Source organism: Streptantibioticus silvisoli (genome assembly GCF_027947535.2).
GTDB classification, from domain to species: domain Bacteria; phylum Actinomycetota; class Actinomycetes; order Streptomycetales; family Streptomycetaceae; genus Streptantibioticus_C; species Streptantibioticus_C silvisoli.
On sequence record NZ_JAAGKO020000009.1, the window covers coordinates 1 to 20,791 of the forward strand.

At 73.5% G+C, this 20,791-nt stretch carries 16 protein-coding genes and 2 pseudogenes; 6 read left to right on the plus strand and 12 right to left on the minus strand.

The genetic code is table 11. The features are described from left to right. The first annotated feature begins 386 nt into the window (after positions 1–386). Positions 387–854 carry a hypothetical protein gene (locus POF43_RS08970; protein ID WP_271325941.1) on the plus strand — a complete coding sequence of 156 codons (468 nt, stop codon included), beginning with the start codon at positions 387–389 and terminating at the stop codon, positions 852–854. 145 nt (positions 855–999) lie between these two features. On the opposite strand, the gene POF43_RS08975 is transcribed toward POF43_RS08970, so the two are convergent. The 7 genes from POF43_RS08975 to POF43_RS09005 all read right to left on the minus strand — a co-directional run bounded on the left by POF43_RS08975 (position 1,000) and on the right by POF43_RS09005 (position 8,100). Continuing rightward, positions 1,000–1,788 carry a class I SAM-dependent methyltransferase gene (locus POF43_RS08975; protein WP_271318659.1) on the minus strand — a complete coding sequence of 263 codons (789 nt, stop codon included), beginning with the start codon at positions 1,786–1,788 and terminating at the stop codon, positions 1,000–1,002. Between the two features lie 133 nt (positions 1,789–1,921). Then, positions 1,922–3,760, minus strand: a complete 1,839-nt coding sequence (gene ilvD, locus POF43_RS08980) for a dihydroxy-acid dehydratase (protein ID WP_271325028.1) — start codon at positions 3,758–3,760, stop codon at positions 1,922–1,924. A gap of 227 nt (positions 3,761–3,987) precedes the next feature. Next, the gene (locus POF43_RS08985) at positions 3,988–4,608 is read right to left on the minus strand and encodes a TetR/AcrR family transcriptional regulator (RefSeq protein WP_271317241.1); all 621 of its coding nucleotides are present in this window, start codon (positions 4,606–4,608) and stop codon (positions 3,988–3,990) included. Further along, on the minus strand, positions 4,605–5,474 hold the full coding sequence (locus POF43_RS08990) for a sugar phosphate isomerase/epimerase family protein (RefSeq protein WP_271317242.1): 870 nt from the start codon (positions 5,472–5,474) through the stop codon (positions 4,605–4,607). Before POF43_RS08990 ends, POF43_RS08985 begins: the two co-directional genes overlap by 4 nt. A gap of 76 nt (positions 5,475–5,550) precedes the next feature. Then, positions 5,551–6,228 (minus strand): DUF5615 family PIN-like protein, encoded by a 678-nt coding sequence (locus tag POF43_RS08995; protein ID WP_271325027.1) that lies wholly within the window; start codon positions 6,226–6,228, stop codon positions 5,551–5,553. Next, positions 6,228–6,887 carry a DUF433 domain-containing protein gene (locus POF43_RS09000; protein WP_271325026.1) on the minus strand — a complete coding sequence of 220 codons (660 nt, stop codon included), beginning with the start codon at positions 6,885–6,887 and terminating at the stop codon, positions 6,228–6,230. The genes POF43_RS08995 and POF43_RS09000 overlap by 1 nt, the downstream gene beginning before the upstream one ends. A 286-nt stretch (positions 6,888–7,173) precedes the next feature. After that, on the minus strand, positions 7,174–8,100 hold the full coding sequence (locus tag POF43_RS09005; protein WP_271318439.1) for a Ppx/GppA family phosphatase: 927 nt from the start codon (positions 8,098–8,100) through the stop codon (positions 7,174–7,176). Between the two features lie 64 nt (positions 8,101–8,164). Between POF43_RS09005 and POF43_RS09010 the strand changes: the two genes are divergently transcribed. Beyond that, positions 8,165–9,037: a DUF3109 family protein gene (locus POF43_RS09010; RefSeq protein ID WP_271325768.1), complete on the plus strand. Its 873-nt coding sequence runs from the start codon at positions 8,165–8,167 to the stop codon at positions 9,035–9,037. Positions 9,038–9,379: 342 nt separating this feature from the next. On the opposite strand, the gene POF43_RS09015 is transcribed toward POF43_RS09010, so the two are convergent. Next, positions 9,380–11,014, minus strand: a complete 1,635-nt coding sequence (locus POF43_RS09015; RefSeq protein ID WP_282704494.1) for a sigma-70 family RNA polymerase sigma factor — start codon at positions 11,012–11,014, stop codon at positions 9,380–9,382. 425 nt (positions 11,015–11,439) lie between these two features. Here POF43_RS09015 and radA point away from each other — a divergent pair, with 425 nt between their 5' ends. Beyond that, a complete protein-coding gene (gene radA, locus POF43_RS09020) occupies positions 11,440–12,816 on the plus strand; it encodes a DNA repair protein RadA (protein WP_271324553.1) in 1,377 nt (458 codons plus the stop codon). Positions 12,817–13,048: 232 nt separating this feature from the next. On the opposite strand, the pseudogene POF43_RS09025 reads toward radA, so the two are convergent. Further along, a pseudogene (locus POF43_RS09025) lies at positions 13,049–13,962 on the minus strand (transposase). Between the two features lie 240 nt (positions 13,963–14,202). After that, entirely contained in the window at positions 14,203–15,408 is a 1,206-nt protein-coding gene (locus POF43_RS09030; RefSeq protein WP_271324554.1) for an alpha/beta hydrolase family protein, read from the minus strand. Positions 15,409–15,521: 113 nt separating this feature from the next. Here POF43_RS09030 and POF43_RS09035 point away from each other — a divergent pair, with 113 nt between their 5' ends. Beyond that, positions 15,522–16,124: a TetR/AcrR family transcriptional regulator gene (locus POF43_RS09035; protein ID WP_271317100.1), complete on the plus strand. Its 603-nt coding sequence runs from the start codon at positions 15,522–15,524 to the stop codon at positions 16,122–16,124. Between the two features lie 15 nt (positions 16,125–16,139). On the opposite strand, the pseudogene POF43_RS09040 reads toward POF43_RS09035, so the two are convergent. Further along, positions 16,140–17,008, minus strand: a pseudogene (locus POF43_RS09040) (IS5 family transposase). Between the two features lie 255 nt (positions 17,009–17,263). Between POF43_RS09040 and disA the strand changes: the two are divergent. Continuing rightward, positions 17,264–18,388, plus strand: a complete 1,125-nt coding sequence (disA, locus tag POF43_RS09045) for a DNA integrity scanning diadenylate cyclase DisA (protein ID WP_271316545.1) — start codon at positions 17,264–17,266, stop codon at positions 18,386–18,388. Positions 18,389–18,685: 297 nt separating this feature from the next. Here disA and POF43_RS09050 read toward each other — a convergent pair whose 3' ends face one another. Then, positions 18,686–19,570 carry a hypothetical protein gene (locus tag POF43_RS09050; protein ID WP_271325626.1) on the minus strand — a complete coding sequence of 295 codons (885 nt, stop codon included), beginning with the start codon at positions 19,568–19,570 and terminating at the stop codon, positions 18,686–18,688. A gap of 200 nt (positions 19,571–19,770) precedes the next feature. Here POF43_RS09050 and POF43_RS09055 point away from each other — a divergent pair, with 200 nt between their 5' ends. Further along, the gene (locus tag POF43_RS09055; protein ID WP_271316547.1) at positions 19,771–20,724 is read left to right on the plus strand and encodes an iron-sulfur binding domain-containing protein; all 954 of its coding nucleotides are present in this window, start codon (positions 19,771–19,773) and stop codon (positions 20,722–20,724) included. Positions 20,725–20,791: the final 67 nt, after the last annotated feature.

Sequence of the window (20,791 nt, forward strand, 5' to 3'; positions counted from 1 at the left end):
ATCGCGGAGGACGCGGCGGGCTTCGCCCGGATCGCGGTGCGGGATCGCGGAGGATCGGATCCCGGGGAGCTGGCGGGCTTCGCCCGATCGCGGTGACCCGGGATCGCGGGCCATGGGGGCGGGGACGAAGAGGGCGACGGCCCGGAGATGGGACCCGGGATCGCGGAACTCGGATCGCGGGGACTCGGATCGCGGGGAAGCCGGGACCGCAGGGGCCATGAGGGCCGGAACCAAGAAGGCCGCGGCCCGGAGGTAGCGGCCCGAAGGTGAGGGCTCGGATCGCCGTGACCCGGAGGGCGTCACCCGGATGGCTTACGGGTGGAGTGCGGGGCGGGTCAGGGTCATCCCCGATGGTGGCGGGGGCGGGGCGGGAGCACCGTGGAGGTATGAAGCGTACGGAGGAGATCTCGAGGGCCGGGGAACGGCAGTTGGCCGTGGCTTCGGCGACGTTGGGGCCGTGGCGTTCCGCGGCCGTGGTCGGCGGGCTCGGCACCGCGGTGGCGGTCGGCGCCGATCTGCTGGGCGGGCACTTCGGGCTGCGGCTGCTGGCGAGTTCGCTGTCGCTCGGCCTGCTGCTGCTCTTCGCGGTCGGCGGCGCGGGTGCGGTGGTCGGCGATCCGGGTGCCGAACCGCGGGACCGGCGCATCCGGCGGTGGGCCCGCGACCACCCCTGGCAGGTGGGCGCGATACCGGCGGGCGCCATGCTGGTCTCCGACGTGGTGATACGTGAAGTCCTCACGCCGGGCGCCCTGTTCGGCAACATATGGGACGGCCTGTGGCGAGCCGCCCTCGTCGCCGCGGTGGTCGGCGTCGTCGGCTCGGTCGCCGCGAGCCACCGGCGTGGCAACGGGTAGGAGGAATTCGGCAGAGAGGATCGACCGCGCGGTGCCGGAGCGGCGGCTCGGGGGATGTCGCCGGACGGTGTCGCGTGCGCGGAGGCGTCCCGGCCGCCCGGGGTGTGGAGGGTGTCCGGGGGCGGCCGGTCGGGTGGGGCGTGGATCACTTCTGCGGTGCCGGTGCGTCGTCCTTGACCAGGACGGTGAGCAGGACGGCGTAGGCCTCGACCACGACGCCGTCGGGGAAGACCTCCAGCAGCGCTTCGCGTTCGTCGGCCAGGATCGATTCCACCTCGGCGTCGTCGAGGACGGCCAGGAAGGAGTGGCTGGCCAGCGTGTCCAGGTGGTGGTCGACGCTGGTCTCGCGTGTCCAGCGCAGGTCGTCGCGGCAGACGGGTTCGAGGCCCAGGCCGAGCTCCCTGATCCGGTCGCCGGCCTCGGCGGGCGTGACGTGCCGGTGCTGGTCGGGCACGCGGCGGGCGAGGCGTTCCTTCTGCTCGGTCATCCAGACCGACGCGGGGTCGTCGACGTTCCACCACATGGCGAGCGCGCCGCCGGGGCGCAGTACGCGCAGGGCCTCGGGGACGGAGCGGCTCGGGTCGGTCCAGTGCCAGGCCTGGGCGTAGGTGACGAAGTCGGCGGTGGCGTCGGCGAACGGGAGTTGGTCGCCGGTGCCGCGCAGCAGGCGGGCGTGCGGGATCTCGGCGCGCAGTTGGGTGGCCATGCCGGCGCTCGGCTCGACGGCGGTGACGTTGGCGCCGTGGTCGTGCAGGAGGCGGGTGGCGATTCCGGTGCCCGCTCCGACGTCGAGGACATCGGCCTCGGACAGCGGCCGGCCGGCGAGTTCCTCGATCTCGACGAAGAGCTGAGGTGGATAACTGGGCCGGGTGGCGGCGTATTTGGCGGCGACGACGTTGAACGAGGCGGCGTATTGGGCTCGGGAGAAGGTCATACGGCCATCCTCACCGCGCAGCGGGCCGCTACGCACCGGATTCGGGGCGTTGTGGGCGGGGCGTGGCGCGCGTCGGCCCCGCGGCCGGCCCGGGAAGGGGCGGCGCGGGGCCGGGGCGGGGGTGGGGTGACGGTCAGCCGAGCTTGCTGACGTCGCGGACGGCGCCGCGGTCGGCGCTGGTGGCCATGGCGGCGTAGGCGCGCAGGGCGGCGGAGACCTTGCGTTCGCGGGCCGCCGGGGCGTAGACGCCACCGAGGGAGTCGCGGCGGGCGGTCAACTCGGCCTCGGGGACGAGCAGTTCGATGCTGCGGGCCGGGATGTCGATGCGGACGCGGTCGCCGTCGCGGACGAGGGCGATGGTGCCGCCGGCCGCGGCCTCCGGGGAGACGTGGCCGATGGACAGGCCGGAGGTGCCGCCGGAGAAGCGGCCGTCGGTGATCAGGGCGCATGCCTTGCCGAGGCCGCGGCCCTTGAGGAAGGAGGTCGGGTAGAGCATCTCCTGCATGCCGGGGCCGCCCTTGGGGCCCTCGTAGCGGATGACGACGACGTCGCCCTCCTTGACCTGCTTGGACAGGATGCGCTCGACGGCTTCTTCCTGCGATTCGCAGACGACGGCGGGGCCTTCGAAGACCCAGATGGACTCGTCGACGCCGGCCGTCTTGACGACGCAGCCGTCCGGTGCGACGTTGCCGCGCAGTACGGCCAGGCCGCCTTCGGTGGAGTAGGCGTGCTCGATGTCGCGGATGCAGCCGCCGGCCGCGTCGGTGTCGAGGGACTCCCAGCGTTCGGACTGGGAGAAGGCGGTGGCGGACCGCACGCAGCCGGGCGCGGCGTGGAACAGTTCCACGGCCTCGGGCGACGGGGAACCGCCGCGCACGTCCCACTGCTTGAGCCACTCGTCGAGCGAGTCGGCGTGGACGGCGTGCACGGTGTCGTTGAGCAGGCCGGCCCGGTAGAGCTCGCCGAGGATGGCGGGGATGCCGCCGGCCCGGTGCACGTCCTCCATGTAGTAGGAGCCGTTGGGCGCGACCTTGGACAAGCACGGCACCCGGCGGGAGACGGCGTCGATCTCGGTGAGGCCGAATTCGAGGCCGGCCTCCTCGGCGGCGGCGAGCAGGTGCAGGATCGTGTTGGTGGAGCCGCCCATGGCGATGTCGAGGGCCATGGCGTTCTCGAACGCGGCGCGGGAGGCGACGTTGCGCGGCAGGACGGTCTCGTCGTTCTGGCCGTAGTAGCGCTGGGTGATGTCGACGATCGCGCGGCCGGCGTCCTGGTAGAGGGCCTTGCGGGCGGTGTGGGTGGCCAGCACCGAGCCGTTGCCGGGCAGGGCCAGGCCGATGGCCTCGGCGAGGCAGTTCATCGAGTTGGCGGTGAACATCCCGGAGCACGACCCGCAGGTCGGGCAGGCGTTCTCCTCGATGAGGGCCATGTCCGCGTCGGAGACCGCTTCGTTGGCGGACTCGGCGATGGCGGTGATCAGGTCGAGCTTGCGGACGGTGCCGTCGACCAGGACCGCCTTGCCGGCCTCCATCGGGCCGCCGGAGACGAAGACCGTCGGGATGTTCAGCCGCAGCGCGGCCATGAGCATGCCGGGCGTGATCTTGTCGCAGTTGGAGATGCAGACCAGGGCGTCGGCGCAGTGCGCCTCGACCATGTACTCCACGGAGTCGGCGATCAGGTCGCGGGACGGCAGGCTGTAGAGCATGCCGCCGTGGCCCATGGCGATGCCGTCGTCGACCGCGATGGTGTTGAACTCGCGGGGGATGCCGCCCGCCTGCTGGATCGCCTCGGAGACGATGCGGCCGACCGGCTGGAGGTGGGTGTGGCCGGGTACGAACTCGGTGAAGCTGTTGGCGACCGCGATGATCGGCTTGCCGAAGTCCTCGCGTGCGACTCCGGCCGCCCGCAGCAGCGCGCGGGCTCCCGCCATGTTGCGGCCGTGGGTGACCGTACGTGACCTCAGCTCGGGCACGGTAGCTCCACACTCCTCAGCGATCCGGCCTCCGTGATCCAGCGTCCTGTCTCGGAATCACGTGTCTCGGATCAGACGTCTCGATCCTCCCGAGGGTACGCCGCCCCGCTCAGGAACTGGACACTTCGTCCGCCATGTGGACAGCATGCCCAGGTTGCGGTCACCCTCCGGAGGCCGCCGGGGTTTCCCGGCACCGGGCGCGTCCACCGTACTCCGGCGGAAACGGTTCAGGCTCCGGTGAGGTGGCGCTGGAGGGTGGGGGCGATGCGGGCGACGAGTTCCTCGGTCGGCACCGAGGCGATCGGTTCGATCTTGAGCACGTAACGGGTCACGGCCAGGCCGATCATCTGCGAGGCGGCGAGCTGGGCGCGCAGCGCGGCGTCCGGCTGGTCCAGCTCGCCGACCACCCGGGAGAGCAGCCGGCGCAGCACGAAGCCGCGCAGCACGGTGGCCGCCGTCTCGTTGGTCACCGCGGAACGCAGCACCGCCAGCAGCGGCGCGCGGGTGGCCGGGTTCTCCCAGACGTCGAGGAAGTAGCGGGCCAGGCGTTCACCCGCCTCGGAGCGGTCGACGGTGCCCTCGGTCAGCGCCTCGGTCGCCCCGAGCGCCGGGGCGAACGACACCTCCACGGCGGCCTCGAAGACCTGCTCCTTGGCACCGAAGTAGTGGTGGACCAGCGCGGCGTCCACCCCGGCGGCCTGGGCGATCGCGCGGATCGACGCCTTGTCGTAGCCGCGTTCGGCGAACAGCGTGCGGGCCGCGCCGAGAATCCGCTCACGGGTGCCGGGGTCGCCGGCCCGGGAACCGGCGGGGCGGCCGCGGCCGCGGGGGGCCTTCGGGGTGGTCACCGGCGGTTCCGCAGGCCGCCGCCCGGCCCGCCGGCGGCGAGGTCGGCCACCGCGAGGTGGGTACGGGTGAACGCCAGCGCCTCGGCGAGGTCCGCCTCCCGCTCGGCGGAGGACATCGCGCGCCGCGTGTTGACCTCGATCACCACGTGCCCGGTGAAGCCGCGGGCGGCCAGCCCGTGGAGCAGTTCGGCGCACGGCTGCGTTCCCCGGCCCGGAACGAGGTGCTCGTCCTTGGCCGAACCGCGCCCGTCGGCCAGGTGGACGTGGGCCAGCCGGTCCCCCATCCGGCCGGCCATGCCGAGGGCGTCACTGCGCGAGGTGGCGGTGTGCGACAGGTCCACCGTGAAGTGCCGGAAGTCCTCGTCCGTCGGATCCCATCCGGGCGCGTACGCCTGCATCTCCCGGTCGCGGTAACGCCACGGGTACATGTTCTCCACCGCGAACCGCACGTCGGTCTCGTCGGCCATCCGCCACACGCCGCGCACGAAGTCGCGGGCGTAGCCGCGCTGCCAGCGGAACGGCGGATGCACCACGACGGTCGACGCGCCCAGCCGGTCGGCGGCGGCCTTCGCCCGCTGGAGCTTGGTCCACGGATCGGTGGACCACACCCGCTGGGTGATCAGCAGGCAGGGCGCGTGCACCGCGAGCACCGGTACGCCGTGGTAGTCCGACAGCCGGCGCAGCGCCTCGATGTCCTGGCTGACCGGGTCCGTCCAGACCATCACCTCGACCCCGTCGTAGCCGAGGCGGGCCGCGATCTCGAAGGCGTTGGCCGTGGACTCCGGGTACACCGACGCCGTCGACAGCGCGACTTTCGCCTCCGCGTGCTTGCGGGACCTACCGGGGTCTGGGGGTGCGTCAGCCACGCGCCATAGCCTACGTCGGCTCCCGGTCGGCGTCGGCGGGGAACCGTCGAAGGCGGCGCGAGCTGCGGTTTCCCGGTCAGCGGCGCGGTCTTCGGGGCGCCGCGGGGGGCGTCGTCGGGGGCGCGGGCGAGGTCTTCGGAGGCGTGGACGAGGTCTTCCCCCGCACGGTCGGCGCCTTCCGGGGCACCGGCGAGGTCTTCGGGGGGCCGGTTGCCGCCTTCACCCGCGGGGTCGGCGCCTTCCGGGGCCTGGTCGACGTCTTCGGGGGCGCGGTTGACGTCTTCGCGGGCCGGGGTGCCGTCTTCAGCGGCGCTGTCGGCGGCTTCGGTGGCCTCGGGGGTTTCCTGGTGGGGTCGACCGTGTCGTAGTGGGCGGTGTCGGGGGTCGGGCCCTTGATGTGGATCAGGCGCTGGCCGCCGGCCCGGGCGAGTTCGTCGGCGACGCGGGTCATGGCGGCGATGACGGCGCCCATGGCGAGGCCCAGGCCGGCGCGGCCCCGGCCGTCCTGGCGGTACCGGATGTGGTGCATCCCGGACCGCCTGATGGCGGCGTGCTCGGCCGCGTCGTCCAACTGCCGGTTGTCCCGGGTGAGGAACGCGTCGAACCCCTTGTCCGTCGCGGCGGCGAGCACGGCCGCGTCGTCCCGTCCGGTCCACTTGATGTCCCGGACGCTCTGCACCTCGTGGCCCGGCAGCAGGGTCCTGAGCATGCCGACCACCGGCGCCGGCACGTTCTCGTCGACGAGGATGCGCATCAGACGGCCCTCGGCGTGCGGTAACTGTTGACGTAGCGGGCGAAGGACGTGGCGTCCCGGGCGGCCTCCGCGCTGACGCCCGGGTAGTGCTCGGTGATCCGCTCGGGCGGCACCCCGTCGTCCACCAAGTCGGCCACCGCGTCGAACGGGACCCGGGTGCCGGCGATGACCGGCAGGCCGCTCTGCGTTCCGGGGTCCACGGTGACGTGGAACCGGGGGCGCAGCAGATGCGGGACCACGACGCCGGCCCGCGGGGTGAACTCCCCCAGCACTCCGGCCACCGTGGTGAGCACCGTCCTTCGTCGCCGGGCGCGCGGACCGGCGACCTGGCAGGACCTGGCCAGGACCACGGCGTCACCGTCGGCCACCAGCGAGAACGCCGACAGCTGGACCGGCCGGGACGGCCAGGCCGCTGGGCCGGGGTCCTCCAGCGCCGTGAACGCCTCGCGGATTCGGCGCAGCGGCACGCCCCGGCCCAGCCGTGCGAAGGCCCGCAGTGCGAGGACGTCCTCGAACGAGTACAGCGCCGGCCCCGGCGTCGGCGCCGGGCGGAGGATCGGCCCACCCCCCCGGTTCCGCTCCCGGTTCCGCCGCCAGTCCCTCAGCTGTCCCGTCGTGACCCCCGACAGGGCCGCGGCCATGCTCGTCGAGTAACCCATCGCACCCACCACCCCATACGGTGCTTATCGCACCAACCGCACCATTTTCCCCTACCACCTCAGAATAGGACTCCGGCGGCTCGTCGTGGCGGCCGTCGCCGGATTCCACTCGATCCGGCGAAGAAGCACAGCGTCACGTTGACCCCCACGGTCGAGGGGACCTGGTGACGGCTCCTACGGTCGACGGTTCCTGGGGTCGACGGCCCCCGGTGACGGCCCCGGCGATCGCAGCGCCCGCACCTCGCACCCCGTGTTACGCCCCACGCCCCACGCCCCCACCCCCGCCTCAGTGCAAATGGTCGAGGCGGCGGAGGATCACGCCTTCGCGGAGGGCCCAGGGGCAGATCTCCAGGTCGTCGACGCCGAAGAGGTCCATGGCGGCCTCGGCGACCAGGGCACCGGCCAGCAGCTGGCGGGCGCGGCCCTCGGAGACGCCGGGCAGCGCGGCGCGTTCGGCGACCGGCATCGCGGCCAGCCGGGGCACCCACGTGGTCAGGGCGCGGCGGCTGAGGGTGCGCTGGACGTACAGCCCCTCGGCGGAGCGGGCGGCGCCGGCGATCCGGGCGAGCTGGCGGAAGGTCTTCGACGTCCCGACCACGCGGTCCGGGGTGCCCTGGCGGCTGAAGTCGGCGACGGTGCGGGCGATCTCGGCGCGCACCCGCTTGCGCAGCGCCCTTATGTCCTCCGCCCGCGGCGGGTCGCCGGGCAGCGCGGCGGCGGTGAGCCGGCCGGCACCCAGCGGCAGCGACACGGCGGCGGCCGGGTCCTCGTCCAGCCCGAGCGCGGCCTCCAGCGAGCCGCCGCCGATGTCCAGCACCAGCAGCCGGCCCGCCGACCAGCCGAGCCAGCGGCGGGCGGCGAGGAAGGTGAGGCGGGCCTCCTCCTCGCCGGACAGCACGGTCAGGGCGGTGCCGGTCCGCTCGGCGACCCGGGCCAGGACCTGTTCGCCGTTGACCGCCTCGCGGATCGCGGAGGTGGCGAACGGCAGCACCTCCTCGGCGCCCTTGTCCTCGGCGACCACCAGCGCGTCGGCGATGTGGCCGACCAGCGCCTCGACGCCGTCGTCGGTGATGGCGCCGCGTTCGTCGAGCAGTTCGGCGAGCCGCAGGTCGGCCTTGTGCGAGTAGGCCGGCAGCGGGCGCGCGCCGGGGTGGGCGTCCATCACCAGCAGGTGGACGGTGTTGGACCCCACGTCGAGCACTCCGAGTCGCATGAGGATGAACGCTAGCGCGATCCGTGACGCCCGATGTGAGGTACCAGGTTCTACGCTGGGCCGCGTGGCAAATGCGGCAAAGGCGAAGTCCAAGAAGAGCAAGAAGAGCCGGGACCAGGATCGCGAGGGCGCTCCCGCGGTCGCGGTCGACGACGAGGTGGGGCTCGACTTCCCCCGGGCATGGGTGGAGTTCACCGATCCGGACGACGAGGAACAGGTCTTCCGCTGCGACCTGACCTGGCTGACCTCGCGGTGGAAGTGCGTCTTCGGTTCCGGCTGCCAGGGGATCGAGGCGGGCCGGGCGTCGGACGGGTGCTGCACGCTGGGCGCGCACTTCTCCGACGAGGACGACGAGGCGCGGGTCGGTGAGCACATGGCACGGCTGACGCCGGAGCTGTGGCAGTACCACGCCGCCGGCACCGGTCCGCAGGGCTGGGCGGAGGTCAGCGAGGACGGCGACCGGCAGACCCGGCGGGTGGACGGCGCGTGCGTCTTCCTCAACCGGCCGGGGTTCGGCGCGGGCCAGGGGTGCGCGCTGCACACGCTGGCGTTGCGCGAGGGCCGGGAACCGCTGGAGACCAAGCCGGACGTGTGCTGGCAGCTGCCGATCCGCCGTACGTTCGACTGGGTGGACCGGCCGGACGACAGCCGGGTGCTGGTGGTCTCCATCGGCGAGTACGACCGGCGCGGCTGGGGTCCGGGCGGCCACGACCTGCACTGGTGGTGCACCGGCGCGACCTCCGCGCACGGCGCCGGCGAACCGGTATTCATGTCCTACCGGCCAGAGCTGACCGAGCTGATGGGCGCCGCCGGCTACGCCCGGCTCGTGGAGCTGTGCGAGGCGCGGCTGGCGTCCCTGCTGCCGATGGCCCCGCACCCGGCCGACCCGAAACCGGCGGCAGCGGCGACGGCGACGGCAGCGACGACGCAGGGCTGATCTCCGGCGCCGGCCCGCTCGCGCCGGCAACGGGTCTGCCTACGGGCTACGGGCGTCCTACGGCAACGGGGTCGGCCCCGGCACCCCGCGGGAAGCGGCCCCGGCGCCGGCCCCTGACGACGGAAACGGGTCGGCCCCGGCACCCCACGGCACCAGGGCCGGCCCCGGCACCCGCAGCAAACGGCACCGGCGGCAGCCCCCGCACCGCGGAAGGCCGCCCCCGCACCGCGGAAGGCAGCCCCCGCACCGCGGAAAGCGCCCCCGCACCGCGGAACACTCCCCCGTCACCCCGCCCCCGCACCGCAGAAAGCACCCCGCCCCCGCACCCCGGAGAACGCCCCCTCACGTCGGGATCGGCACCGGGGCCCGGCCGGGGAGCGGGGGTGGGCTGGTGGCGGGCGGTGGGATCGGGCCCTGGCCCTGGATGGTGACCGGGGCGCCGGACGGGGTGAAGACGACGCGGCCGTTCCAGGGGCCGGCCGGTTCCCGGGCGTGGGCGACCCGGACCAGGACGGTGACCGCCTCGCCGGGCCGCAGCGTGCCGGACGTCCGGCTCAGCCGCAGCCACGGCGCGTCGCACGACACGCTCCACCGCACCGGTGAGCCGCCGTGCGCGACGACCGTGATGGCGGTGACGTCGCCGGAGGGCGCCGCCCGCACCGTGATCCAGCCGGGCGGCGCGGACGGGCTGCCGCCGTCGTGCGGGTCGCCGGACGGGGTCGGGGTGCCGGGCGGGACGGAGGCCGAGGGGTCCGGCGAGCCCGGCGCGGCGGGCGCGGAGGGGGCCGGGGAGGCGGAGGCGTCGGTGGCGGACGGGGTCGGCGCGCCGGAGGCGGGGGCGGACCGGGGACCGGAGGCGGACCGGCCCGGGGCGACCGACCGCGTGCCCGTCTTCACGTACGCGTAGTCGTCGCCCTCGGCGTCGGGGGCCGAGACCGACCTGGGCCCCTGCGGGGCGCCGGAGGCGGGTGCCGGGCGGTAGGCGGCCCACAGGGCGAGCGCCGGCGCGGCGACCACGGCCGCCACGACCGTGGTGGTGACCGCGCGGTGCCGGATCAGGGCGCGGCGGGCGGCCCGTTCCTTGCCGTCGACCGGGAAGCCGCGGCGGTCGAAGTGCGGCACCGGGTGGCGGGGCGTGCCGTGCCGGTCGCGGGCGCCGGCCCGCAGCGCGCGGGCGGAGCGGGTCATCGCGGCGTGTGCCGCCTCGCGCGGCGCGGTGAGCACGGCCAGCACGGCGGGGGCGGTGGTGCCGGGCCACGGACCGGGTGCGACGGCCTGTTCCGCGGTGCGGCGGCAGGCCGGGCACTCGTCGACGTGCCGGACGAGTTCGCGGCGCAGCGTGGTGCTCAGCAGCAGGTGGGTGTCGGCGGCGACCCGGTCGACGTCGGGGCAGCGGCCGGCCCGGACGACCAGCAGCGCGGTGCGGGTGCGTTCCACCTCGCAGGCGGCGCGGGAGAGCAGGGTGCGGGCGGCCTCGGGTTCCAGGCGCAGGACGGCGGCGATCTCGGTGTCGGTGAGCTGGTGGCGGACCGCGAGTTCGATGGCCTCGCGCTGTTCGGGCGTGGTGCCGGCCGCCTCCGGCCAGGCGAGCGCGGCGAGTTGGCGGCGCCGCTCCCCCGCGGCGGCATCGGCGAGGGCCGGGGTGGCGCGGAAGGCGACCGGGCGGCCGTCGGTGAAGCGCAGCAGGCAGGCCCAGCGGGCGATGGCGTACAGCCAGGGGCGCCGCAGCCGCGGATCGCGCAGCCGGTGGTGGGCGCGTTCGGCGACGGCGAGGGTGTCACCGAGCGCGGCGACGGCCGCGTCGTGTTCGCACAGCACGGACAGGCAGTACGTGAACAGCCCGTCGAGGTACGGCTCGTAGGCGGCGGCCGGCTGCCCGGACAGCGGGTCGGCCGGGCCGCGGCGGCGGGCACGTCCGCCCGCCCGGTGGACGCCGGTGGCCTGGTGGTGCGACGGGGTGACTTCAGACCTGCTCATCACTGGCCGACGGTAGGCGCCGGGTACGCCCTCCTTCACCCTCCGGCGGAACGTTTAACCCTTTCGGGTGGAGTTCCCGGTGCTATGAGGACACGTGCGCTATTCGTACGAGTGCGGCGTGGATGCGGGATCATGCGGTACACGTGACGTCCGGGCACGGTACGGATACCGTCCGGGCGCGGTACGCGTGACGTCCGGGCGCGGTACGGAGGGGTCGGCGCAACGTCCGCCCGGCCTCCGGGCGCGGTCCGGGCGGCGTCGGCGCGACGTCCGCCTGACGGGGCCTCAACGTCCTCGGCCGACGGCTTCCCGGGGGCGCGGGTACGGGTGACGCGCGGCGGCGGCACCGTTCCGTGGGCCCTTCCGGCGGCGCCGAACGCGGCCTCGGCGGTCCGTTGTCCGAGGGCGCCGATACGGTGACGGTTATGGCTGCCCGTACACGTACGACTGCGAAGGACCGACCGTCATACCGCTGCACCGAATGCGGGTGGATGACGGTCAAGTGGCTGGGGCGGTGCGGCGAGTGCCAGGCGTGGGGCACCGTCGAGGAGTACGGCGCGCCCGCGGTGCGCACGACGGCGGCGGGGCGGGTGACGACGCCGGCGCTGCCGATCGGCCAGGTCGACGGGCGGCAGGCCACCGCGCGGCCCACCGGCGTGCCGGAGCTGGACCGGGTGCTGGGCGGCGGCCTGGTGCCGGGCGCGGTGGTGCTGATGGCGGGCGAACCGGGCGTGGGCAAGTCGACGCTGCTGCTGGACGTGGCGGCGAAGGCGGCGAGCGAGTCGGCGCGCACGCTGTACGTGACCGGTGAGGAGTCGGCCGGCCAGGTACGGCTGCGGGCGGACCGGATCGGCGCGATCTCCGACCACCTGTATCTGGCGGCGGAGACCGACCTGTCGGCGGTGCTGGGTCATCTGGACGACGTCAAGCCCGCGTTGCTGGTGCTGGACTCGGTGCAGACGGTGGCGTCGCCGGAGATCGACGGCGCGCCGGGCGGCATGGCGCAGGTGCGGGAGGTGGCGGGGGCGCTGATCCGGGCGTCGAAGGACCGCGGGATCTCCACGATCCTGGTCGGCCACGTCACCAAGGACGGCGCCATCGCCGGCCCGCGGCTGCTGGAGCACCTGGTGGACGTGGTGCTGCACTTCGAGGGCGACCGGCACGCGCGGCTGCGGCTGATCCGCGGCGTGAAGAACCGCTACGGCACCACCGACGAGGTCGGCTGCTTCGAACTGCACGACGAGGGCATCACCGGACTCACCGATCCGTCGGGGCTGTTCCTGACCCGGCGCGACGAACCGGTGCCGGGCACCTGCCTGACGGTGACCCTGGAGGGCCGGCGCCCGCTGGTCGCCGAGGTGCAGGCACTCACCGTGGCCTCGCAGATCCCCTCGCCGCGCCGCACCACCTCGGGCCTGGAGACCTCCCGGGTGTCGATGATGCTGGCGGTGCTCGAACAGCGCGGCCGCATCCACCAGATCGGCAAGTGCGACATCTACAGCGCGACCGTCGGCGGCGTGAAGCTGTCGGAGCCGGCCGCGGACCTGGCGGTGGCGCTGGCGCTGGCCAGCGCGGCGAGCGACACCCCGCTGCCGAAGAACCTGGTCGCCATCGGCGAGGTCGGGCTGGCCGGCGAGGTCCGCCGGGTCACCGGCGTGCAGCGCCGGCTGTCGGAGGCCGCACGGCTGGGCTTCACCCACGCCCTCGTCCCCACCGACCCGGGCAAGGTGCCGCCGGGCATGAAGGTGCTGGAGGTCGCCGACATGGGGGAGGCGCTCCGGGTACTCCCCCGCCGCCAGTAGCCTGCGGCGCCGGCGCCGAGCTCCGCCGTCGGCCGGTACGCGCCGGTCGACGGCCCGCGGTCCGGCGCCGGCGAAGCCGCACCCCGTCGTCGGCGACCCCGCAGCCCGCTGCCGGCGGCCCGGCGGCTCCGGCCGGCGGTCTCGTGCCCTAGGCCACTTGCCTGTGGTAAGGCTCCTGACGAGTTGGTGCGTGATAGGAGATGAGGCGTGTTTGTCCTGGTCGTGACCGTCGTCAGGCGGTCGTGTTGCGGTCGGAGTCGAGGCTGGCGATAGCCCGGTAGGTGGCGGGTAGGACCTCTCGCCGGTGTGTCCAGCGAGTCAGCTGCTTCCAGCGTTTGTGGTCGGCGAGGGCGTGTTCAACGGTGATGCGCTTCGAGGAGTGCCGGTGACGGGCTCGGCGTCGGACTTCAAGGATCTCAGGCGGACTGATCTTGTTGCCCTTCCTCGGCGGGGTCACTGCCTGCCCGGGGTGATCACGGCGAAGCCCGGGACAGCCGTCGTCCAGGAGGACCTGAACGTCAGGAAACTGCTGGAAGCAAAGGGCGATGCCGTCGTTGCGTGCGGCGGTCGCATCATGCGTCCGTCCAGGTCGCAGGGCATCGACCCATGATGTGCGGCCCTGGCTGTTGGCGACAACGGTGACCTTCATCGTGTTCTGCTTCTTCTTCCCCGACACGAACGCCTGCCGCCCACCACGTCCGGCAGGCGGCCTGCGCACCTGCACGTCGGAGGTGTCCAGACGTAGTTCGATCCCTTGAGCCCGGGCGTAGGCGAACACATCGGCCAGGGTCAACAGCCGGAGGCCAGCGGTGTCGGGCACCGCGCATCCCGGCTCGGACAGCAATGCATGTATCTCCGCGATCGCACGGGTGACGGTGGAGCGGTCGACACCGAAGAGCAGCCCCAGCACCGCATGCGGCAGGTCGAGCCGCAGATGGATCAGTGTGGCCACCAGCCGGTCGACGAACACCAGCCGGTGGCGGGCGCCGGCACCAGCGGCCCTCTTCCTGACGCTACCCCGCGCAGCGCGACGCCGGCTCTCGAGCCCAGCCGCCCACGGCAACGCCAACTCCTCGACCAGCAGGCCAGATGACGCTGCGAGATTCCCGTGAACAGCCGATGTGCCAGCACCACCCGATCAACCATGATCGCCACACTCGGATCATGCCACCGGCCAGCAACGACGCCTCGTCCCTTGTCACGCACCAACTCGTCGGAGGGCACCTTCGGGCGAGTCGTCGGTGGCGGGTTCGCGCGTTCAGCTGACCGATCAGGGGCACAGCCTGCCGCAGCGGGTGGACGGCGGGATGGCCGACGCCGAACTGTGCGTGCCGCCGACCTACGGTGACGGCTGGAGCGCGACGGCGTACTCCAGCGCCGTGCAGATCATGCCGGCGACCCGACCATGGCGGGCGCCGCCACAGCTGCGGACGCCGTGAGAGAGGTGTCGAGCCAGTCGAAGGTGCGCTGGTGGAACAGGGCGATGGCGCCTTCGTGGCAGTGCTCGCCGCCGCCCTCGTCCTCGCGGAAGGCGATCAGTTCCTTCGGGCAGGTCAGCGCGTCGAAGACACGCTGCGGCTGGCCGCGGAAGAACTGGTCGTTGTCCGCCTGCAGCACGAGCGTCGGACAGGTGATCCGGTCCGCGATTCCCTCCATCGTGTAAGCCTCGAATGCCTTGAACAGTCCGTTGGCATCAGGGGCCCCGAAGGTCCACAGGCCGTTGCGGATCAACCAGCGCAGTGAGACGCTCTGCGCCATCGCGGCTTCCAGGCCGCCGTGGGCCTCGGCCGCGGACCTGCTGATACCTTCGACGCCGAAGTCATAGACGCCGTCGTACAGGACACATGCGGCCAGACGGTGCTCGAACGCGGCCGCCCGTGCGGCGAGGTAGCCGCCCAGGCTCATGCCGATCAGCACGAGCCGGTCCGCGTCCACTTCGGGAAGGGCGAGCGCGAAGTCGACTGCCGGGGTGACCACGGCCTCCCAGTCGGGCCGGAAGTGCAGGCCCTGCTCGCGCACGACCGTGCCCTGGCCCGGGCAGTCGAAGGCCAAGACGTTGTAGCCGCGCCGCAGCGCCCCCGCCGCCAGCGCGAAGTAGTCCTCTTCCAGGGTGGAGTCGTAACCGCCGTGGAAGATCACGGTCGGGCGCGCGGCGCCCGAGTCGTCGGCGAGGAACAGATACCCGGGCAGCGTCGTGCCCTGGTACGGGATGCGCACGGCGCGGGCCGGGGTCTCGAGCAATCCGGCCGCGTCCGCGAAGGTCTGCCGGGACGCCGCCGCCAGCCGGGCCGACTCGGCGTCATTCGCCGGGTCCGTACGCCGGTAGAAGTCGGCGGTCCGGTAGTAGTTCGACGCGCGCAGCAGCGCCTCGCGCGCGCTCACCCGGTGTCCGGCGGCCAGCGCGTCCCGGCCGATGCGCTCGACTCGCGCCGCCGTCGCGGCCCACCGGGCCGACCATGCCTCCTCGTCCCCTTCCGGAATCTGCCGGCAGGTCACCAGGACCTCGCCGAGCTCGGCGCCGCCGTAGGCGGCGTATCCAGTGGCGCGCAACGCCTCGAAGGAGAAGGACTCGTCGTCGAAGAGGAACTTCATGATCCGCTTCCCTCCAGAATTGGAACGATACGGTACCGTTCCACCTGATCGATTACGATGCTAACGCCGCGCCTAATGGAACGCAACCGTTCCGTCTCGGATATGCTCGCCGCATGGCAACGGAACGCACTGCGGTCGGGGGCGCCGTCCTACGGCAGAAGGTGACCGAAGCGATCACCGAGGCGACATTCGCCGAACTCGCCGAAACCGGCTACGCGCGGCTGTCCATGGAGGCGATCGCGCGGCGTGCCGGCGTGGGCAAGGCCGCGCTGTACCGCCGCTGGCGGTCCAAGCAGGAAATGCTCACCGAACTGATCCGCGACGCGGTCCAAGACACCCTCCCGCGGACCCCGGCCACCGGCGCCTTGCACACCGACCTGCGCGAATTCGTCGCCACCATCCGCAACCAACTGACCAACCCAGTGGTCGCCAGCATCGGCCCCGGACTTCTCGCCGAAGCCCGCCGCACCACTGCGCTCGCCGACGTGTGGCACACCAGCGTGGCGGCCCCGCGCCGGGCAGCGGCCCGCGCCATGCTGCAAGCCGCCATCGATCGCGGCGAACTCCCAACCCCACTGGACCTGGAACTGGCCATCGACCTGCTGATCGCACCGCTGGTGTTCCGGATCCTGATCATGGACGGCAACAACGACGACGAATACCTCGACACCCTCACCACGATGATCGAATCCGCGCTGAAAGCGGACGTGCGCTAGGACGTTTCCTTCGGATCATCGGACGGACCAGATGAAGATGCCGGCGAGGTGGAGTCCGGCGAGGTAGATGGTTGCGGTCCTGTCGTAGCGGGTGGCGAGGCCGCGCCATTGCTTCAAGCGGTTGATGCAGCGTTCGACGGTGTTGCGCTGCTTAGGCATCACGGTCGAAGGCGGGTGGTCTGCCGCCGCGGCTGCCCCGGCGGAGCTGGTGGCCGCGCTGGTCGGCCGGGACGGGGGATGACCGCCCGGATGCCGCGTCTGCGCAGGTGGTCGTGGATGGCGCAGGAGGAGTACGCCTTGTCGGCCAGGTTGTCGGCCAGGACCGCATCGGGCCGGGTGCGGGGCCGCCCGCGCGGGCGGGGGACGCGCAGGCGGCCATGACGTCGGGGAAGGCGGGTGCGTCACCGCCTGCCCGGCGGTGAGCACGAAGGCCATCGGCCTGCAGCGGTCGTCGGACGCCAGGTGGATCTTCGTGGTCGGTCCTCCGCGGGAGCGGCCGATGGCATGGTCGTGCGGCTCGCCGGCCGGGGCCCCTTTTTGCGGGCCCCGGCCGCGTGCTGATGCGCACGCACGATCGTGGAGTCCACCGAGACCGCCCAGGTCAGATCCTCGTCCGCGTCGACGCGGGCCATCAGCGCGGTGAAGACCCGCTCCCAGGTGCCGTCCACCGCCCACATCCGCAGCCGGTTGTAGACCCCGCGCCGGTTGCCGTACTTCTCCGGCAGTTGGACCCACTGCGACGCCGTCCGGAACTTGAAGGCGATCGCGTCGGCCACCTCACGGTGATCGCGCCACCGCCCACCCCGCCGAGGCGCCCGGTCCGGCAACAACGGCTCGATCCGCGCCCACTGCGCATCGCTTAACGGCACACCCGGACCAACGATCAGATGATCCGAACGAAACGGCCAAGGTCCCGCACCACACCGCGGCCGATCCCGCACCCCGATCCACGGTCCCGCACCCCACCGCAGACTCCCGCACCCCGATCCACGATCCCACCCCCACCGCAGACCTTCCCGCACCCCGATCGCCCCTCCCGCACCCCACCGCGGGCGGCTCCCGTTGCCTCCCGTGCCGTGGCCCGGCGCCGGGCGGGGGGCCGCCGGTAGACTGTGCCTTCAGTCGTCCGGAGGAGAGCAGTGGCAGCCAACGACCGGCCAGCGTCTCCCGGCAGGGCGGCCATGAGCGCCGGCGCCGACGCCTTGATGCGGGCCTCGCTGAGCGCGGTGGCCCCCGGCACCGAGTTGCGGGACGGGCTGGAACGGGTCGTGCGCGGCAACACCGGCGGACTGATCGTCCTCGGGATGGACCGCACGGTGGAGTCGCTGTGCACCGGCGGTTTCGTGCTGGACGTCGAGTTCACCCCGACCCGGCTGCGGGAGCTGTGCAAGCTGGACGGCGCGCTGATCCTGGACCGGGACATCACCAAGATCCTGCGGGCCGGCGTCCAGCTGGTGCCGGACCCGTCGATCCCCACCGAGGAGACCGGCACCCGGCACCGCACCGCGGACCGGGTCAGCCGGCAGGTCGGCTTCCCGGTGGTGTCGGTCAGCCAGTCGATGCGGCTGATCGCGCTGTACGTGGACGGCCACCGCCGGGTGCTGGAGGACTCGGCGGCGATCCTGTCGCGGGCCAACCAGGCGCTCGCCACGCTGGAGCGGTACAAGCTGCGGCTGGACGAGGTGGCCGGCACGCTGTCGGCGCTGGAGATCGAGGACCTGGTCACCGTCCGCGACGTGACCGCGGTGGCGCAGCGGCTGGAGATGGTCCGGCGGATCGCGGTGGAGATCGCCGAGTACGTCATCGAACTGGGCACCGACGGGCGGCTGCTGTCGTTGCAGCTGGACGAGCTGATCGCCGGGGTCGAGCCGGAGCGCGAACTCGTGGTGCGCGACTACGTTCCCGAGCCGACCGCCAAGCGGACCCGCACGGTGGCGGAGGCGCTGGCCGAACTCGACGCGCTGCCGCAGAGCGACCTGATCGAACTGACCACGGCGGCAAGGGCGTTGGGGTACACGGGTTCGCCGGAGTCGCTGGACACGGCGGTCAGCCCGCGCGGTTTCCGGCTGCTGGCGAAGGTGCCGCGGCTGCCGAACACCGTCATCGAGCGGCTGGTGGAGCACTTCGGCGGCCTTCAGAAGCTGCTGGCCGCCGGGGTGGACGACCTGCAGACCGTGGAAGGCGTCGGCGAGGCCCGCGCCCGTTCGGTCCGCGAGGGGCTCTCCCGGCTCGCGGAGTCCTCCATCCTGGAGCGCTACGTCTGAACCACCGCGTCCGGCACGGTGGTTGAACGTTCCGCCAGCGCGAACCACCGCCGCACCGCGCGAACCACTGCGGGGACCGGGCGAACCACTGCGGGACCGGGTCGACGGGCTGCGGGACCGCGGAGACGCACCGCACCCTCGGGCCCGAAGCCCCCGTAGACCCGACGCACCCGCCGTGTCCGACGCACCCGCCGCGCCCACCTCCGACGCGCCCGCCTCCGATACACCCACCTCCGACGCGCCACCGCACCCGACGCGCCACCGGACCGGACCGCACCGGTGTCCTCGCCGTGCGGGTCAGCCGTTGCCGAGGGTGAAGCTGGTCGTCACGGTGGTGAGGCCGGGGACGGCGACCTTGACGTGGTACGTGCCGGAGGCGACGGTGCCGGTGCTGGACGGGGTGGCGCACTGCGGGGCGCTGACCGCGCGGTTCCAGTCGACGTCGTCGATGGTGCTGCCACCGGCCGGGACCTGGAGCAGGTACGGGGTGCGGCCGGGCGGGCAGTCGTCGCTGGCCCACACGTGGTGGCCGGCGGAGTCGGTGATGGTGACCACGGTGCCGACGGCGGAGAAGTTCACCTTGCACGCCGCGTCGCCGGAGTTGACCGCCGTCACCGCGAACTGCGGCTTCTGGCCGGCCGAGTAGGAGGACTTGACGCTGCGGACCCGCAGGCTGGCCTGCGAGGAGGCGCAGTCGGGCACCGACGTGCCGGTCGGCAACCGGGTGCCGGAGCTGCCCGTACCGCCGGAGCCGCCGCCCGAACCCACCTGGGCGCCGCCGTCGTCGGACCCGCCAGCGGCGGAGCCGGTCCCACCGGAGTCCGAGCTCCCGGAGCCGGAACCGCCGGACGTACCGGACCCACCGTCACCCGAGCCGCCGTCACCGGAACCACCGTCACCGGAACCGCCGTCACCGGAACCGCCGGAAGTGCGGCCGCCGGGTTCGGTGGTGATGCCGGTCTGACTGGTCGTCGGGCCGGGGGTGATCGACGGCAGCGGGGTGCCGCTGTGTCCGCCGCCCTGCGCGCCGGTGTGACCGCCACCGCCGTGCCCGGGGCCGCCGGGCAGCGCCAGCCATACGACCAGTGCCGCGACGATCGCGAACAGGCACGCCACAACTGCCCGCCGCCGCCAGTAAATGGAGGAGGGCAGGGGGCCCACCGGGTTGCGCACGTTGCCCACACACGAACTCTATGGGAGATCGGCGTCACCCTGATGCAGCACCCGCCCGTGGCAGAGGATCTTTTCCGGATCATCATCCCGGCCGGTCGGGCACCATCCGGCCACCCCGGGGCGAAGCGGGCGTCCCGCCCCTCACTGGGGCGGCTCCGGCTCCGGCCGCGCCGGGCGGAACGGCGTGGTGTGCCAGGATCGGCAGTGCCATGACTGTGATCCGTGCCTCCGCCGCCGTCCCCGCCCAGCCGTCCCCCGCCCGTCCGCCGGGCGGGCCGTCCGCCGCCGGGACCGCCGCCCTGCACCGCGAGGTCAACGCGTGGTTCTCGGTGGCCGCCCGCGACCTGCCGTGGCGCCGTCCGGAGGCCGGCGCGTGGGGGGTGATGGTCAGCGAGTTCATGCTCCAGCAGACCCCGGTGGCCCGGGTGCTGCCGGTCTACGCGCAGTGGCTGGCGCGCTGGCCGCGGCCGGCCGACCTGGCCGCGGAACCGCCCGGCGAGGCGGTGCGCGCCTGGGGCCGGCTCGGCTACCCGCGCCGGGCGCTGCGCCTGCACGCCGCCGCGGCGGCGATCACCGAACGGCACGGCGGCGAGGTCCCCGACGACCACGAGGCGCTGCTCGCGCTGCCCGGCGTCGGGGAGTACACCGCGGCGGCGGTCGCCTCGTTCGCCCACGGGCGGCGGCACGCGGTGCTGGACACCAACGTGCGCCGGGTCTTCGCCCGCGTCGTCACCGGTGAGCAGTACCCGCCCACCGCCACCACCGCCGCCGAACGCCGGCTGGCCGCGCGTCTGCTGCCGGCCGACGAGGCGACGGCGGCGACCTGGGCGGCGGCGACCATGGAACTGGGCGCGCTGGTGTGCACCGCGCGCTCGCCGGAGTGCGGACGCTGCCCGGTGGCCGACCGGTGCGCCTGGCGGCTGGCCGGCTTCCCCGCGCACGACGGACCGCCGCGCCGCGGCCAGAGCTACGCCGGCACCGACCGCCAGGTGCGCGGCAAGCTGCTGGCGGTGCTGCGCGACACCGACGGCCCGGTGGAGCGCGCCGCGCTGGAGGCGGTGTGGGACGAACCGGTGCAGCGCGAGCGGGCGCTGGACGGCCTGGTCGCCGACGGCCTCGTCGAACCGGTCGCCCAGGGCGTGTACCGGCTCCCGATGTCGTAGCTGACGCCCATGTCGCGGATGTCGCCCGAGACGTCGAGACGGTGACGATCGCACGCAGACGTGTCGT